This is a genomic window from Moraxella pluranimalium, from assembly GCF_002014825.1.
In the GTDB taxonomy this organism is placed as follows: domain Bacteria; phylum Pseudomonadota; class Gammaproteobacteria; order Pseudomonadales; family Moraxellaceae; genus Moraxella; species Moraxella pluranimalium.
Genome location: NZ_MUYU01000006.1, coordinates 267,309 through 282,042, shown reverse-complemented (window position 1 = coordinate 282,042; position 14,734 = coordinate 267,309). Strand labels below are relative to the sequence as shown.

Here is a 14,734-nt window from a genome sequence, read left to right as displayed (position 1 = left end):
GTAAAAACTCGCTATTATAGCCAAAATTTCAATCATTGGCATATCCATTGCCAAGCATCCAATAATAAGAGATTATTATGTCAAAGTTTATCACAGAAACCGTCACTTATGTGCATCATTGGAATGATAGCCTATTCACCATCAAGACCACCCGTGGCGACAGCTTGCGTTTTCGCAATGGCGAATTTGCGATGATTGGTATCATGGTCGATGGCAAGCCATTGGCACGTGCGTATTCTATCGCCAGTCCAAACTGGGCAGAAGAGCTGGAGTTTTTCTCAATCAAAGTACCTGATGGCCCACTCACTTCTCGCCTACAGCACATCAAAGTCGGCGATGAGCTACTTATCAGCAAAAAACCAACAGGCACACTCGTACTAGATGACCTACTACCAGGCAAACATCTGTATATGCTTGCTACAGGTACAGGTCTTGCACCATTCTTGTCGCTATGCCGTGACCCTGAAGTCTATGAACACTTCGAAAAAGTCATCCTGGTACATGGCGTGCGTCATGTCGATGATTTGGCGTATCGTGATTTCTTTGAGAACGAATTGCCAAATGATGAGATCTTTGGTGAATGGGTGCGTGAAAAATTCATCTATTATCCGACCGTCACCCGTGATGAGTTCAAAAACACAGGTCGTGTCACTGACTTGATCCAATCAGGCAAACTGTTCACCGACATCGGCTTGCCACCGATGAACAAAGACGACGACCGTGTGATGATCTGCGGTAGCATGGCGATGAATAATGACACCTGTGCGATTTTGGATAGCTTTGGTCTGACCATCTCACCACGCATGGGTGAGCCTGCTGATTATGTGGTTGAGCGTGCATTTGTGGGTTGATTCAGCCATACAAGCCATACAACCAGCAAAACAAAAGCCAACATTGTAACTTGTTGGCTTTTTGCTTTTATGATAAACACTTTTATGAAAAAAGAGTTATTTGGCAATTATTCAGCGATGGCGGTGCGTAGCTGTTCTGCCAATTTGGCCAGTTCGTCTTGGTCGCCCATTTTACTTTCGTGCTTGGCAATGTTGCTCAAATGCGTCGGCACAAGGTGCATATGATAATGAAACACCGACTGACCTGCATCTGAGTGATTCAGCTGCATTTGGGTGATGCCTTGTACGCCAAGCACCACACGCTGTGCTGTCATCACTTTTTGGGCAGTCTTAAACACCGCACAAGCAAATTCACAAGGCAAATCCGACAGCTCAACCGCTTGGCATTTTGGAATCACAAGCGTATGGCCTTTTGCCACTGGCATGATGTCCATAAAAGCAAGGGTTTTATCATCTTCATAGACCTTGTGGCATGGGATTTCACCACGCAAAATCTTGGCAAAAATATTGTTCTCATCATAGACCATCGTCATTTTTTTGCTCCTTTTTACTGAATTAAACTCACACGAATAGCGTATAAAACAACTATATTTTAGCATAGCCTTTGTGTTATAGTAGTATTTTTGTTTAAAAGTTTTTGACATGACACAAACCACTGATACGCCTGAATTTGTTTTACAAGAACTTCTAAAAAATGACGCTTTTGTATTTCGGGTGCATAATATCAAGCTGACGACACTCACTATCAATCGTGACTTGCCACAGATGTTCTTGGCGCACTATGACAGCTTGGATGATGATATCAAAGCAGACACACCGCTGAGCCCTGAATTATTAAGACAGATTAACATCTTGATGACCGCTGATGAAGCCAATCTCTTGCTTGGCTTGGCATCGGGTACAATTCGAGCGGCTTATCATATCAAAATCAGTGGCACGGTGGTGATTGTCAATGATGATTTGCCACTGGCACTACATTTGTCATTTACCAATACTGCCAAATCATCGCAAGCAATCTATGGTCAAGACATCGCAACTTTGGTAGAGCAAGAAGCCCAAAAATGGCAACTGACGGGCACGGTCAATCTACTGCACAAAAGCAGCAAGCACAAGCTAATCAGCATAGATATGGACGATGAGATACTCAGCATTGAGCCACATGATGGCTATGTCAGACTACCCAATGCTCATGCACTCGCCACCACGCACGCCATCAACACCATCAAGAATAACACCCCAGAGCTGGTCCGCTTTATGCATGATGCGATAGTCGATAAAGTGTTGGCAACTTATCAAGAACAAACCCAATAGCGATTTGCCATTGGGTTTGCGTACTTGTTATGCTTTATTGTCCGTATCATCAGGTAGCGCCAATGGCCCTGTCAATAGATGCTCATCCGCCAGTTCATTGGCCGAATTGTGCTCGGCGGACTCTTGGGTGATATACCATTGACTATTGCGATACAGGGTCAATCTATCACGCCCTAAGCCACGCCATAGACAGTACATCATCACAAACACCACGATGGCAAACGGTGCACCAGCAACAATCGCCGCCGCTTGTAATGCCGTCAAGCCACCTGCGGTCAGTAGCACCGCTGCCATCACCCCTTCGGATGTCACCCAAAACAGTCGCTGAACCTTCGGCGGGTCAGTCTCACCACCAGCAGTCAGCATATCCACAACAAGGCTTGCACTATCTGCCGATGTCACAAACCACAGCACAATCATCATCAAAATCACGACCATCAAGCCTTTGGTCAATGGATACTGTTCAATCAGCTTGAATATCGCACTGCCATAATCGGTTTGTACCGCTTCGACCAAGCCTATGTTGCCATCGAGTGCCATCTGCACCGCCACGCCACCAAATGCCGTAAACCAAAAGAACAGCAGTAACATCGGCACAAACAGCACGCCAAACAAGAACTCACGAATGGTACGACCACGAGAAATACGCGCGATAAACACACCCACAAATGGCGACCAACTCACCCACCACGCCCAATAAAACACCGTCCAACTCGCCTGCCAATCGCTGTCGCTATAAGCTTCATTCCATAGCCCAAGCGTAATCAGATTGCCAGCATAATTGCCAATATTCTCAACAAAACTATCAAAAATAAACTGCGTCGGGCCTGTGATGACGATAAAAGCAAGCAGCGCCAAAGTCACAATGATGGTGATGTCGCTTAATCGCTTCACACCCTTATCCAAGCCTGCCATCACCGAAAACGCCGCACAAGCGGTAATCCCTGCAATCAGTGCTACCTTGAGCGTCAGACTTGGTGTGATACCAAGCATCTGCACAAGCCCTGTCTCAAGTTGCATCACACCAAGACCCAGACTTGTCACCACCCCAAAAATCGTGCCAAACACCGCCAAAATATCCACCGTATGACCCCAGCCGCCATAGATGCGCTGACCAATCAAGGGAAACAGCACCGAGCGGATGGATAACGGCAAGCCACGACGATAATGAAAATACGCAAGCGACAACGCCACCAACGCATAGACCGCCCAAGCGTGTAGCCCCCAATGCAAAAAAGAAATCTGCATCGCCTGCTTGGCGGCTTCTACCGTCTGCGCATCCGCCACAGGTGGTGCAACAAAATGATACAAGGGCTCAGCCACACCCCAGTACAATAGCCCAATACCAATCCCTGCCGAGAACAGCATCCCAATCCACGAACCAAAGCTATACTGCGGTGTCTCCGTCTGATGCCCTAGGCGAATATCACCATAGTGACTAAAGCCTAGATACACACAAAACACAAGCGCCGTATTCATCAAAATAATCAGTACAAAACCAAAATGCGTGCTAATCAGCGACTGCACCTGTCCAAACAGCTGCCCTGCGTGCTCACTAAATACCGCCCCATACAGCATAAAAACTACAATCAGCGCTGCTGAAATGGCAAATACAGGCACACTTACCTTAGGAAAGATACCAAATTTGGATATCGTCACGCCGTGTCGTACTGTGTCCGCTTGATGCGCTATCGGTGGTGCGGTGGACTGATTTTTTGTGTTATTCATAAAACTATCCCATCAATCTGTTGGTGGATGATGATGGACTTTTAGTTGTATTATTGATACTTTCCAATAAATCTATCAATCAGCGTCACTGCCGAAAAAATACAACTAAAAATCTATCTGAAAACCTCGCTAAGTAGAAATACAGATTATCAATAAAATCAAACGATTGCAAATTTTATGATACAATATATCTGATTAACCAGTCACATTTGATATTGTACTATCCGATAAGTGATTGAAAATTGGGGCAATTTTTGGACATATAAAAGTTTGTTTTTATTTTGTAATTTATCAATAAAATTTATAAATAACCTGCCATCTGTCCGACAACTTCTACCAATTGATAACCAAAATTTATGACAATAGCAAACAAAATCAAGCATCATTTTGTCAATAAAAATGCTAAAATAAGTGATAATTTACCCACTGCCCTCATCGGCAAATAATATAGGAAGACAGATTATGCCAGTTTATCGCTCCAAGACTTCTACCGCTGGTCGCAATATGGCAGGCGCTCGTGCGCTATGGCGTGCCACCGGTATGACGGATGACGATTTTAACAAGCCAATCATCGCCATCGCCAACTCATTTACGCAGTTCGTCCCCGGTCATGTGCACCTAAAAGACTTAGGTCAACTGGTCGCTCGTGAAATCGAAGCGGCTGGCGGTGTCGCCAAAGAATTTAACACCATCGCTGTCGATGATGGTATCGCTATGGGTCATGGCGGTATGCTGTATAGCTTGCCAAGCCGTGATTTGATTGCTGATAGTGTCGAGTACATGGTCAATGCTCACTGTGCTGATGCGCTAGTCTGTATCTCAAACTGCGATAAAATCACCCCAGGGATGCTGATGGCTGCCATGCGCCTAAATATCCCAACCATCTTTGTCTCAGGTGGCCCGATGGAAGCAGGCAAGGTGCTAGCAAGCACGCTTGGCGATGGTCATACCGTGCATGAGACAGTGACCGATGATAATGGTCAAAAGGTGCGTAAGCTTGACCTAGTCGATGCGATGATTGATGCCGCTGATGATTTAATCAGTGATAGCGATGTCGCCACGACCGAACGCTCAGCGTGCCCGACTTGCGGCTCGTGCTCAGGGATGTTCACCGCTAACTCAATGAACTGCCTAACCGAAGCGCTTGGTCTATCACTACCGGGCAATGGCTCACTGCTTGCCACTCATGCCAAGCGTCGTGATTTGTTCTTGGAAGCCGGTCGCCGTATCGTTGAGCTTGCCAAGCGTTATTATGAACAAGACGACGCATCTGTGCTACCCCGCTCAATCGCTACCAAAGCCGCTTATGAGAACGCCATGAGCCTAGACATCGCTATGGGTGGCTCGACCAATACCATCTTGCATCTACTGGCCGCCGCCAACGAAGCAGGCGTGGACTTTAAGATGGCAGACATTGACCGCCTATCTCGTCAAGTGCCTTGCCTATCAAAAGTCGCCCCTGCCACCCAAAAATACCACATGGAAGATGTGCACCGTGCTGGTGGCGTGATGGGTATTCTAGCCGAGCTTGACCGTGCAGGACTGCTACAGACTGATGTGCCAACCGTCCACAGTGCGACGCTTGCCGATGCGCTTGCCAAGTGGGACATCATGAACCCTGACAATACCGAAGCTCGTGAGCTGTATATCGCAGCACCAGGTGGCGTACGCACCACCCAAGCCTTTAGCCAAAATAAAGTCTGGTCAAATCTTGATGTCAATCGTGAGTCAGGCTGTATCCGTAGCCGTGAGCACGCCTATTCCCAAGACGGCGGACTTGCGGTGCTATTTGGCAATATCGCCGAGCGCGGCTGTGTGGTCAAGACTGCAGGCGTGGACGAGAGCATCCTAAAATTCACTGGCCGTGCCCGTGTCTTTGAGAGCCAAGACTCTGCTGTCGCTGCTATCCTAGACGACCAAATCGTCGCTGGTGACATCGTCATCATCCGCTACGAAGGCCCAAAAGGTGGCCCTGGCATGCAAGAGATGCTCTACCCAACTTCATATCTCAAATCAAAAGGCTTAGGCAAAGCCTGCGCCTTACTCACCGATGGTCGCTTCAGCGGGGGCACATCAGGTCTGTCTATCGGTCATGCCAGCCCTGAAGCTGCCGAAGGCGGTGCGATTGGCTTGGTGGAAGAATTTGACACCATTCATATTGATATTCCAAATCGTAGTATTCATTTGGATGTGTCAGATGAAGAATTGGCAAAACGCCGTGAAGCGATGGAAACTCGTGGCAAGATGGCGTGGAAACCTGCCAATCGTGAACGCTATGTCTCACAAGCGTTGCGTGCCTATGCAGCGATGGCAACATCTGCCGATACGGGTGCGGTGCGTGATGTCAGTCAGGTTGAGTAAATTATTCAATTGATTGATATCAATACAAATCAAGTCATCAGATGATGGCTTGATTTTTTTCACCTAGAAAAACAAAAGCCTTATCCATCCGAATAAGGCTTTTGTGGTATTCACTTAACTGTAAAATAAACGACCACATCATTCAGGCTTAAAGCTGTCTTTTAGCCCGACGATTTGGTTAAATACCGGCAAATCGGCATTGTGCTCGATGGCATCAGCGATAAAATAGCTTTCACGCTCGAATTGGAAATGCTCGCCTGCCGCCGCTTTTGCCAAATCAGGCTCAACCACCGCTTGGCAGATGGTGAGTGAATTTGGATTTAGATGCTGTTTAATCCATAGCGTATCAGCATCAGTGTCGGCATCGATGATTTCTTTTTCGTGTAGGCTGACATCGCTGATTTCATCATCTTCGAGCAGTAGATGCTCATACAGACGCACCACCGCATCGACGCCATGACTGGCTGATACCCAGTGGATGACACCTTTGACTTTGCGACCTTCTGGGTTGTTACCCAGTGTATTTTCATCGATGGTGGCAATCAGCTCAACCACTTGACCTGCTTCATCTACCTTATGTTCATTGACCTTGAGCACATAGCTATTACGCAGGCGGATTTCAGGATTTTCGGGCGATAGGCGCTTGTAGCCTGCCGGTGGCACGACTTCAAAGTCAGTCTGGTCGATATAGATGGTCTTGGTAAATGGAATACGGCGTTCACCCATGTCAAGTGTCGGATGCTTTGGCTGCGTCAGCCATAGCACTTCACCATCAAAGTCAGCGACGGTTTTTGGGTTTTTAAGTTCAGCAAATTTTGCCACCGCTTCATCAAAGTTGGTAATCGTCACCTTCAGCGGACGCAGCACCGCCATGCCACGAGCGGTAGTGTCTTCGAGTGATTTACGCACGCTAAATTCAAGCATACGATGATCCACCAGACCATCAGACTTAGTGATGCCCACACGCTCACAAAAATCACGCAAGCCCTCAGGCGTATAACCACGACGGCGCATACCTGCCACCGTCGGCATACGCGGATCATCCCAGCCTGACACCACGCCCATATCCACGAGGCGCTTAAGTTTACGCTTACTGGTCAAGGTATGATCAATATTCAGACGGCTAAATTCATACTGATGTGGCGGGTTTTTAAAGCCCACTTTCTCAATCACCCAATCATAAAACGGGCGATGGTCCTCAAACTCAAGTGTACACAGCGAATGGGTAATACCTTCGAGCGCATCCGACAGCGGATGAGCAAAGTCATACATCGGATAGATGCACCAGTCATCGCCTGTCTGATGGTGATGGGCGTGCATCACACGATAGATGACAGGGTCACGCATATTCATGTTTGGGTGTGCCATATCAATCTTGGCACGCAGTACCGCACCGCCGTCAGGATATTTGCCGTTTTTCATGTCATCAAAGCGAGCCAAATTCACTTCAACGCTCTCATCACGCTGTGGTGATGGCTTGCCCACTTCGGTGAATGAGCCACGATTGGCACGAATTTCATCGATGCTTTGTAAGTCCACATAGGCATCGCCTTGCTTAATCAGCTGTACCGCCCAAGCGTGCAGCTGCTCAAAGTAGCTTGACGCATAACGCACATCGCCCGCCCATTCAAAGCCCAGCCATTTGACATCTTCTTTGATGCCATCGACATAGTCTTGTTTTTCGGCAGTTGGGTTGGTGTCGTCAAAGCGCAGATTACACGCACCACCAAACTCGCCTGCCACGCCGAAGTTTAGGCAGATGGATTTGACATGACCGATGTGTAAATAGCCATTCGGCTCGGGCGGAAAGCGGGTCAAAATACGCTCGTGCTTGCCTGATTGTAGGTCATCACGGATGATGGCTCGGATAAAGTCGTTTTTTTCGGGTAACTCGTTAGCAGTTGTCATCTGTTTGTCCAAATTATTATCAATAAACACAAAATAAACCTTAATACTTTAGCATAATTGGCATGATTTTTCATCTGTTTAATCAGCAATTTAATCAGCAATTTTGCTTAATCATTTCTTGGCGGATTAATTCTTTAAATCATCAAAATCATCCCCATATTTATCGGACAACTGTGCTATAATAGCCGAAATTTTCACTCACTTTAAGGATTTGTCATGGATATGCCAATTGTAGAATTTGACACCACTTATGGTAACATCGTCATCGAGCTAAACGCCGAAAAAGCGCCTGTAACCGTTGCCAACTTCATCGATTATGTTGAGTCAGGTCATTATGACGGCTTGATTTTTCACCGTGTGATTGATGGCTTTATGATTCAAGGTGGCGGTATGGACGCCAACATGAACGAAAAACGCACTGGCACGCCAATCAAAAACGAAGCGGACAACGGCCTAAAAAACAACACCGGCACAATCGCTATGGCTCGCACTTCTGACCCACATTCAGCAACTGCGCAGTTTTTTATTAATGTGCGTGACAACGATTTTCTAAACTACACCAGCCCAACGCCACAAGGCTGGGGCTATGCGGTATTCGGTCAAGTCATCGAAGGTATGGATGTCGTGAACCAAATCAAAGGCGTGCCAACAGGTCGCTTTGGTTATCATGCCGATGTACCGACAGAGCCAATCGTCATCAACAGCGCCAAAGTCGTTAAGAAATAATGCATTCGACTGATTATTTTTTTACCACAAAGCCGTCTGAAATTCAGGCGGTTTTTGTTAGTGATTTGCACTTATCGGCACGCACGCCCCGCTTGTGCCGTGCATTCATTCAGCTGATTGATGATTTGTGCGTTTTGCCAAATCTTGGCAGCGTCTATATTTTGGGCGATTGGCTAGATGCATGGATTGGCGATGATGTGTATTTATCGCTTGATGAGACTGCCAAAGCCAAGCACTGGCTGACACCCGTGCTGATGAGCCTAAAAAAATTGGCGGATAAACGGGTGCAACTCTTTGTCATGCATGGCAATCGTGATTTTACGCTGTCCAATCGCCTGACCAAAGTCTTTGGCGGTGCTATCATCAGCGAACCGTATTATCTGACCACACCACAAGCACGCATCCGCCTAGAGCATGGCGATGCACTATGCACCGACGACACCAAATATCAGCAATACCGTGCCATCATCCGCCATCCTGTGGTGCTGTGGCTACTACTACGCCTACCCCTATCCATCCGCTCAAAGCTCGGGCAAGACATCAAAAACAAATCCAGCCAAGACAAAGCATCCAAATCCTACACCATCATGGATGTCAATGACGATACCGTGCGCCATGCTATGAGAGACTGTACGCGACTTATCCACGGGCACACGCACCGCCCTGCCGTACATCAGATGAATGATAAAACTCGCATCGTGCTTAGCGACTGGCGAGATGATGGCAAACACATCACGGCAGAAATTGGGCTATTAATTGGTGATGAAATTATGTTGGCAAGTTTTAGTGCGTAAAAAACACTGCTAATTAAGCCTTTGGCTGTCATTATCAGCAAAATAGATTTGGTGTATTTTGCCACTTTTGCCATTTACTTTATTCATCAAAAAAAAGCGAACAGCCATCAGCCATTCGCTTTTTCGCAAGATACGCATTATTCAATCAAGTAGCTTATATTAATTTTGCTAATTTTGCTAATTTTGCTAATTTTGCTAATTTTGCTAATTTTGCTAATTTAAAAATCTTAATCCAACAACTTAAAAAAATGCTCACGATAATGGCGCAGTTCACGAATCGAATCACGAATATCATCAAGCGCTAGATGTGCACCGCCTTTTTGGTAGCCATTAGCGACATCAGGACGCCAGCGATAGCACAGCTCTTTGATACTTGAGACATCTAGGTTGCGATAGTGGAAATATCGCTCAAGCGTTGGCATTTGGCGAGCCAAAAAACGACGGTCTTGGCAGATGGAGTTGCCACACATCGGCGAGATGCCCGCATCCACCCATTTTGATAGAAATTCAATGGTCTGTGCTTCAGCATCCGCCAAAGTCACCTTACTACGGCGTACACGGTCAATCAGCCCTGACTGCCCATGCTGTGTCTTGTTCCAGTCATCCATGCCGTTTAGCACCACATCGCTGACTTTGATGGCGAGTACTGGCCCTTCGGCTAGGATATTTAGGTCATCATCGGTGACAATGGTGGCAATCTCGATGATTTCATCGTGTTGAGTATCCAGCCCCGTCATCTCAAGGTCAATCCAAATCAGTGCTTTTTTGGCTTTGGCAGACGGCTTTGGGGTGGCGATTTTGATTTTATCAGTCATATACTATCCTTATTCAATCCATGCATTGTATCACAGCCAAGTCATAATCACCAATAGACAATCAAAGGTAACGACACCACCATCACCATGCACGCACCATTAATCCAATGCATGATGAATGAGCCGTCAGGATAAATTACCAAAAAGCAACGCTTAGCAGTCGTTTTGTGGCAAAAATTTTGTTATAATCTCCACTTTATCCATGTTGCCGACAGCCCATGCCAAAGAATAAAATCAAAGCCTGGCTACCCACACCTGAAAAATTGCGTGAAAATCGCTTGGTGGCGATGTTTGCGCCGTTTTTGGCAGACCCACGCCTATGGCAGATGAACCGCAACTCGCTCAATCGTGCGGTGTATGTCGGTGTTTTGGCAGCATTTTTTCCTTTACCTGGTCAGATGCCACTTGCCATCATCGGCGCATTGATTGCTCGTGCCAACATCCCGATGGCAGTCGCTTTGACTTGGATTACCAATCCTTTGACAGGTATTCCTGTGTTTTGGCTTGCGTATTCATTGGGTGCACTGCTACTTGGTGAGCCACTCATCGGACTGCGTGCCATTGGCATGATTTTGACCGATTTGACGCTGTGGGTGACAGCTGATGGTGTAAATCCTTTTACCCATCACAAGATTTTTTCGTGGCAGGCGATGGTGGTTGGGCTTGTCCTATCTGCTATTATTACCAGTATCGTACTTGGTATTGCTTTTCGCTTATTTTGGCACTATCGCACGGTGCGAGATTGGCAAGCACGCCACGGCTACAACGCCAAAGCACCCAAATTCAGCAGCCAAAAAGGTCATAAACTGCGGGACAAACTGCGCAATCAACACACACAACAGACACAGCAGTCATCGGATAACGATTTTTCTATTTAATCCCATCCCTTATCGCACCTTATATCCGATATCTTGCCTATGGATATGAAAATTTTTCATTAGTCTTTTGCTCATAAATGGCGTATAATTTTCCGCCAAATACCTATTGAGTTTGATGAAATTTGCCGTGCGGATGGGTATTTATTCTGTCAAGCCTAAAAAAGCCACCAGAATCGCACATTTTTTTATTTTTTTATTAAGTGAAATCTTATGAACTACTCCGTATTTACTTCAGAATCAGTGAGTGAAGGTCATCCAGATAAGATGGCTGACCAAATCTCTGATGCCTTGCTTGATGCCATCTTGACCCAAGACAAAGACGCTCGTGTGGCGTGTGAAACCTTGGTAAAAACAGGGGCAGTGGTATTGGCAGGTGAAATCAGCACACACGCCAACATCGATGTTGAGAGCATCGTGCGTGATACCGTTAATAAGATCGGCTACAACCACTCTGATCTTGGCTTTGATGGCTCAACTTGTGCCGTCATCAATATGATTGGTAAGCAATCACCCGAAATCGCCCAAGGCGTCGATCGCTCACGCCCAGAAGATCAAGGCGCAGGCGATCAGGGTCTGATGTTTGGCTATGCCACCAACGAAACCGATGTACTGATGCCAGCACCGATTCAGCTATCACACCGCTTAATGGAGCGTCAAGCTGAACTTCGTAAAAATGGCACATTGCCATGGCTACGCCCAGATGCTAAGGCTCAGCTGACCATGCATTATGATGCCAATCACAAGCCATTTGCCGTCGATGCCGTCGTACTCTCCACTCAGCACAGCCCTGAGATCAGCCAAGCTGACCTACACGAAGCTGTGATGGAAGAAATCATCAAAAAAGTCATCCCAGCTGAGCTACTACACAAAGACACGCTATATCACATCAACCCAACGGGCAAATTCGTTATCGGCGGCCCTGTCGGTGATGCAGGCTTAACCGGTCGTAAAATCATCGTCGACACCTACGGCGGTATGGCTCGTCATGGCGGTGGCGCATTCAGTGGCAAAGACCCATCAAAAGTGGATCGCTCAGCCGCCTATGCTGGTCGTTATGTCGCCAAAAACATCGTCGCAGCAGGCCTAGCTGATCGCTGTGAAGTGCAGGTGAGCTATGCCATCGGTGTCGCTGAGCCGACTTCGATTTCGGTGAATACCTTTAATACTGGTAAAATCAGTGATAACGACATCGTAAAACTGATCCGTGCGCACTTTGACCTACGCCCATACGGCATCACTCGTATGCTGGATCTATTGCAGCCAATGTATGAAATCACTGCAAGCTACGGTCACTTTGGTCGTACAGGCTCGGACACTGCCTTTACTTGGGAGCGTACCGACAAAGCCGAACTACTACGCAACGCAATTTAATCAAACGCTTGCTTAGCACATCCAAAAGCCTTAGAATACTCGTGTTCTAAGGCTTTTTTATTAGGAAATCATCATGAGCGACAAACCAGAATTTAACGAACAAGAATTTCAAGCGCAGATGAATGCGTTTTTTGAGCGAGCAGATGCGGTGATTAATCTTGCCAACAGTCAGCTAAGTCCACAATCACACGCAGGACAAGTCGCTGCCAGCCTAAACTACGCCGCTGCTCGCTTTGCGGTATCGGCTGCGACCATCGGCTTTGTTAAGGGTAGTGATTTGGCAAAAGAAAAAGATGACATCATCAAATTCTACACCGAAAAATACCAACAAATGCTGTCAGAGAACCTTGACCAGTATATCGAAAACTTTGACAAATATACCAATCTTGCTAAATCTAATGGCTAAGCCCAATGGCTAAATCAGCCAAACGGTTATCAATCACCAAAATCCAAAAAAGCTGTTCGCATTGAACAGCTTTTTTGTGGTTTATCAATAACTTGGCACGGTATCTTGTCCAACTTCCACCCGTTTACCAATATCTTTTAATTTGGACAATTCTTCCACCAATCTTGGCATATCATCAAGACTAATAGCAAACGTCCACAGATAAGTAATCACCGCATAAATATGCCCAGTGGTTACGCCTTTTGTTAGTGTTAGCACGGTCAGCGTAACCCCAAATAACACACACATCGCCACGCCAATACACAAAAAACTCAAGGCTTCACGATTAGAAATCAAAATGCGTAATCTTTCCACCAAGCGATAATGTTTGATGAGTTCGTACGGATTAGCACGCTCCACACAATCCACTTCTTTTTCAAGGCGATTATTGAGTTTAAAATACAAGCCATCATTGGCTTTGATAAACTTTGGTAAAATCAGCCCAAACCCAAGTACAATCAACAATGCCACGACACCCGACCAAAATTCAATCAATAATAACATCACCACCGCTCCAATAATGGAAAATAGCGATGTGATTAAAATCGGCAAATGCTGTTCAAAAAAATTGACAAACTCACGAGATAATGCCACACGAGCGGTTGTGGTTGATGTATCAAAGCCTTTAAGCCGTTGATTCACAATCACAGGCACCGCAAGTTCGCTATAAATACGAGTAAATGCCCTTGTATCGACTGCTCGCCGTGCAGAACCGACCGCCCAAATAATCAGCACCATCACCGCATACGCCAAAGCAGAAACCAAATTGCCTTGTAATACCGCATTGACCGCAAAACTACCGACCAAAGGATAGAGTAGGAGCAGTAAATTTTCTGCCATCACTAAACCAAAGGTCATTGCTAGGCGTTTTTTATGTTGAACGGCAATGCTTTTGAGTGTACGCAGTACATTTGGCTCAAGGGTCAGCCGTTGTGCGTTATTCATACTTATCAATATGTTGTTGAAAAATATTAGAAAACTCTTGCATTAAAGTAAATAATTGTTTGGTTTTTCTTTCGCCAAACTTAGCAAATGCTTGTTCGCTAATTGCTTGAGTTTTTTGCAAAATAGGTTCGGCATAGGCTTGCCCAGTTTGAGTTAAATGCAAGATTTTTTCTCGTTTATCAGTTGGGCTTTCGCTAAATTCAATCCAGCCTTTTTCTTTATATTCTTTACAAATATTAAAGACTGTTTGTTTTGGCAAATACCATTCATCGCAAATGTGTTTTTGGGTACATTGTCCATCTTGGGCATTTGCCAGACAATACAGTACCGCAAAATGGTTATAGCTTAAGCCTAATTTGTTTATCCATTGATTAACCGTGCCGTCAATTTCACCAATACGATTGCCCAATTCGTCAAAATAATTCATAAAATAGTCCCAATAGTTACTAAATATTGGACGGTATTATACGCATAAATTTTTAAATAGCAAGAAAATTAGTATTAAAATTTACTATTTTTATTATCATTCGGGTTGTTATAATGGCTTTAATATGTATAATTTGCATAATTATTCGTGGCAAATTGCGACTTTTGATGGTTA

At 45.8% G+C, this 14,734-nt stretch carries 14 protein-coding genes; 8 read left to right on the top strand and 6 right to left on the bottom strand.

The features are described 5' to 3' along the window. The first annotated feature begins 77 nt into the window (after nt 1-77). Nucleotides 78-851, top strand: a complete 774-nt coding sequence (locus B0680_RS02515) for a ferredoxin--NADP reductase (RefSeq protein ID WP_078253467.1) — start codon at nt 78-80, stop codon at nt 849-851. Nucleotides 852-958: 107 nt separating this feature from the next. Here the strand turns inward: B0680_RS02515 and B0680_RS02510 are convergent, their stop codons facing one another. Beyond that, entirely contained in the window at nt 959-1,384 is a 426-nt protein-coding gene (locus B0680_RS02510; protein ID WP_078253466.1) for an HIT family protein, read from the bottom strand. Nucleotides 1,385-1,493: 109 nt separating this feature from the next. Here B0680_RS02510 and B0680_RS02505 point away from each other — a divergent pair, with 109 nt between their 5' ends. Beyond that, entirely contained in the window at nt 1,494-2,162 is a 669-nt protein-coding gene (locus B0680_RS02505; RefSeq protein WP_078253465.1) for a hypothetical protein, read from the top strand. A 27-nt stretch (nt 2,163-2,189) separates the two neighbouring features. Here the strand turns inward: B0680_RS02505 and B0680_RS02500 are convergent, their stop codons facing one another. Then, nucleotides 2,190-3,890, bottom strand: coding sequence for a BCCT family transporter (locus B0680_RS02500; protein WP_078253464.1), 1,701 nt, complete (start codon nt 3,888-3,890; stop codon nt 2,190-2,192). 462 nt (nt 3,891-4,352) lie between these two features. Here B0680_RS02500 and ilvD point away from each other — a divergent pair, with 462 nt between their 5' ends. Beyond that, nucleotides 4,353-6,251, top strand: a complete 1,899-nt coding sequence (gene ilvD, locus B0680_RS02495; protein WP_078253463.1) for a dihydroxy-acid dehydratase — start codon at nt 4,353-4,355, stop codon at nt 6,249-6,251. Between the two features lie 138 nt (nt 6,252-6,389). Here the strand turns inward: ilvD and B0680_RS02490 are convergent, their stop codons facing one another. After that, nucleotides 6,390-8,159 carry a glutamine--tRNA ligase/YqeY domain fusion protein gene (locus B0680_RS02490; RefSeq protein WP_078253553.1) on the bottom strand — a complete coding sequence of 590 codons (1,770 nt, stop codon included), beginning with the start codon at nt 8,157-8,159 and terminating at the stop codon, nt 6,390-6,392. A 216-nt stretch (nt 8,160-8,375) separates the two neighbouring features. Here B0680_RS02490 and B0680_RS02485 point away from each other — a divergent pair, with 216 nt between their 5' ends. Together B0680_RS02485 and B0680_RS02480 are read left to right on the top strand one after the other, a co-directional pair. Continuing rightward, nucleotides 8,376-8,885, top strand: coding sequence for a peptidylprolyl isomerase (locus tag B0680_RS02485; RefSeq protein WP_078253462.1), 510 nt, complete (start codon nt 8,376-8,378; stop codon nt 8,883-8,885). Continuing rightward, nucleotides 8,885-9,679, top strand: a complete 795-nt coding sequence (locus tag B0680_RS02480; RefSeq protein WP_078253461.1) for a UDP-2,3-diacylglucosamine diphosphatase — start codon at nt 8,885-8,887, stop codon at nt 9,677-9,679. Before B0680_RS02485 ends, B0680_RS02480 begins: the two co-directional genes overlap by 1 nt. Before the next feature lie 227 nt (nt 9,680-9,906). On the opposite strand, the gene orn is transcribed toward B0680_RS02480, so the two are convergent. Next, nucleotides 9,907-10,494: an oligoribonuclease gene (gene orn, locus B0680_RS02475; protein WP_078253460.1), complete on the bottom strand. Its 588-nt coding sequence runs from the start codon at nt 10,492-10,494 to the stop codon at nt 9,907-9,909. Between the two features lie 218 nt (nt 10,495-10,712). Between orn and B0680_RS02470 the strand changes: the two genes are divergently transcribed. The 3 genes from B0680_RS02470 to B0680_RS02460 all read left to right on the top strand — a co-directional run bounded on the left by B0680_RS02470 (nt 10,713) and on the right by B0680_RS02460 (nt 13,149). Further along, a complete protein-coding gene (locus B0680_RS02470) occupies nt 10,713-11,372 on the top strand; it encodes a DUF2062 domain-containing protein (RefSeq protein WP_078253459.1) in 660 nt (219 codons plus the stop codon). Between the two features lie 210 nt (nt 11,373-11,582). Then, nucleotides 11,583-12,743, top strand: a complete 1,161-nt coding sequence (gene metK, locus B0680_RS02465; RefSeq protein ID WP_078253458.1) for a methionine adenosyltransferase — start codon at nt 11,583-11,585, stop codon at nt 12,741-12,743. Nucleotides 12,744-12,816: 73 nt separating this feature from the next. After that, nucleotides 12,817-13,149: a DUF3144 domain-containing protein gene (locus B0680_RS02460; RefSeq protein ID WP_078253457.1), complete on the top strand. Its 333-nt coding sequence runs from the start codon at nt 12,817-12,819 to the stop codon at nt 13,147-13,149. Between the two features lie 84 nt (nt 13,150-13,233). Here the strand turns inward: B0680_RS02460 and B0680_RS02455 are convergent, their stop codons facing one another. After that, complete coding sequence (locus B0680_RS02455; protein WP_143821328.1) at nt 13,234-14,133, bottom strand: ABC transporter six-transmembrane domain-containing protein; 900 nt, start codon at nt 14,131-14,133, stop codon at nt 13,234-13,236. Next, the gene (locus tag B0680_RS02450; protein ID WP_078253456.1) at nt 14,126-14,560 is read right to left on the bottom strand and encodes a MarR family winged helix-turn-helix transcriptional regulator; all 435 of its coding nucleotides are present in this window, start codon (nt 14,558-14,560) and stop codon (nt 14,126-14,128) included. The genes B0680_RS02455 and B0680_RS02450 overlap by 8 nt, the downstream gene beginning before the upstream one ends. Between the last annotated feature and the right edge of the window lie 174 nt (nt 14,561-14,734).

Excerpts from the sequence above, each read along its gene's own strand:
- B0680_RS02500 (WP_078253464.1), bottom strand. The coding sequence starts at position 3,890 with ATGAATAACACAAAAAATCAGTCCACCGCACCACCGATAGCGCATCAA.
- B0680_RS02510 (WP_078253466.1), bottom strand. The coding sequence starts at position 1,384 with ATGACGATGGTCTATGATGAGAACAATATTTTTGCCAAGATTTTGCGT.
- B0680_RS02505 (WP_078253465.1), top strand. The coding sequence starts at position 1,494 with ATGACACAAACCACTGATACGCCTGAATTTGTTTTACAAGAACTTCTA.
- B0680_RS02450 (WP_078253456.1), bottom strand. The coding sequence starts at position 14,560 with ATGAATTATTTTGACGAATTGGGCAATCGTATTGGTGAAATTGACGGC.
- B0680_RS02515 (WP_078253467.1), top strand. The coding sequence starts at position 78 with ATGTCAAAGTTTATCACAGAAACCGTCACTTATGTGCATCATTGGAAT.
- B0680_RS02460 (WP_078253457.1), top strand. The coding sequence starts at position 12,817 with ATGAGCGACAAACCAGAATTTAACGAACAAGAATTTCAAGCGCAGATG.
- B0680_RS02490 (WP_078253553.1), bottom strand. The coding sequence starts at position 8,159 with ATGACAACTGCTAACGAGTTACCCGAAAAAAACGACTTTATCCGAGCC.
- B0680_RS02470 (WP_078253459.1), top strand. The coding sequence starts at position 10,713 with ATGCCAAAGAATAAAATCAAAGCCTGGCTACCCACACCTGAAAAATTG.
- B0680_RS02485 (WP_078253462.1), top strand. The coding sequence starts at position 8,376 with ATGGATATGCCAATTGTAGAATTTGACACCACTTATGGTAACATCGTC.
- metK (WP_078253458.1), top strand. The coding sequence starts at position 11,583 with ATGAACTACTCCGTATTTACTTCAGAATCAGTGAGTGAAGGTCATCCA.
- B0680_RS02455 (WP_143821328.1), bottom strand. The coding sequence starts at position 14,133 with ATGAATAACGCACAACGGCTGACCCTTGAGCCAAATGTACTGCGTACA.
- orn (WP_078253460.1), bottom strand. The coding sequence starts at position 10,494 with ATGACTGATAAAATCAAAATCGCCACCCCAAAGCCGTCTGCCAAAGCC.
- B0680_RS02480 (WP_078253461.1), top strand. The coding sequence starts at position 8,885 with ATGCATTCGACTGATTATTTTTTTACCACAAAGCCGTCTGAAATTCAG.
- ilvD (WP_078253463.1), top strand. The coding sequence starts at position 4,353 with ATGCCAGTTTATCGCTCCAAGACTTCTACCGCTGGTCGCAATATGGCA.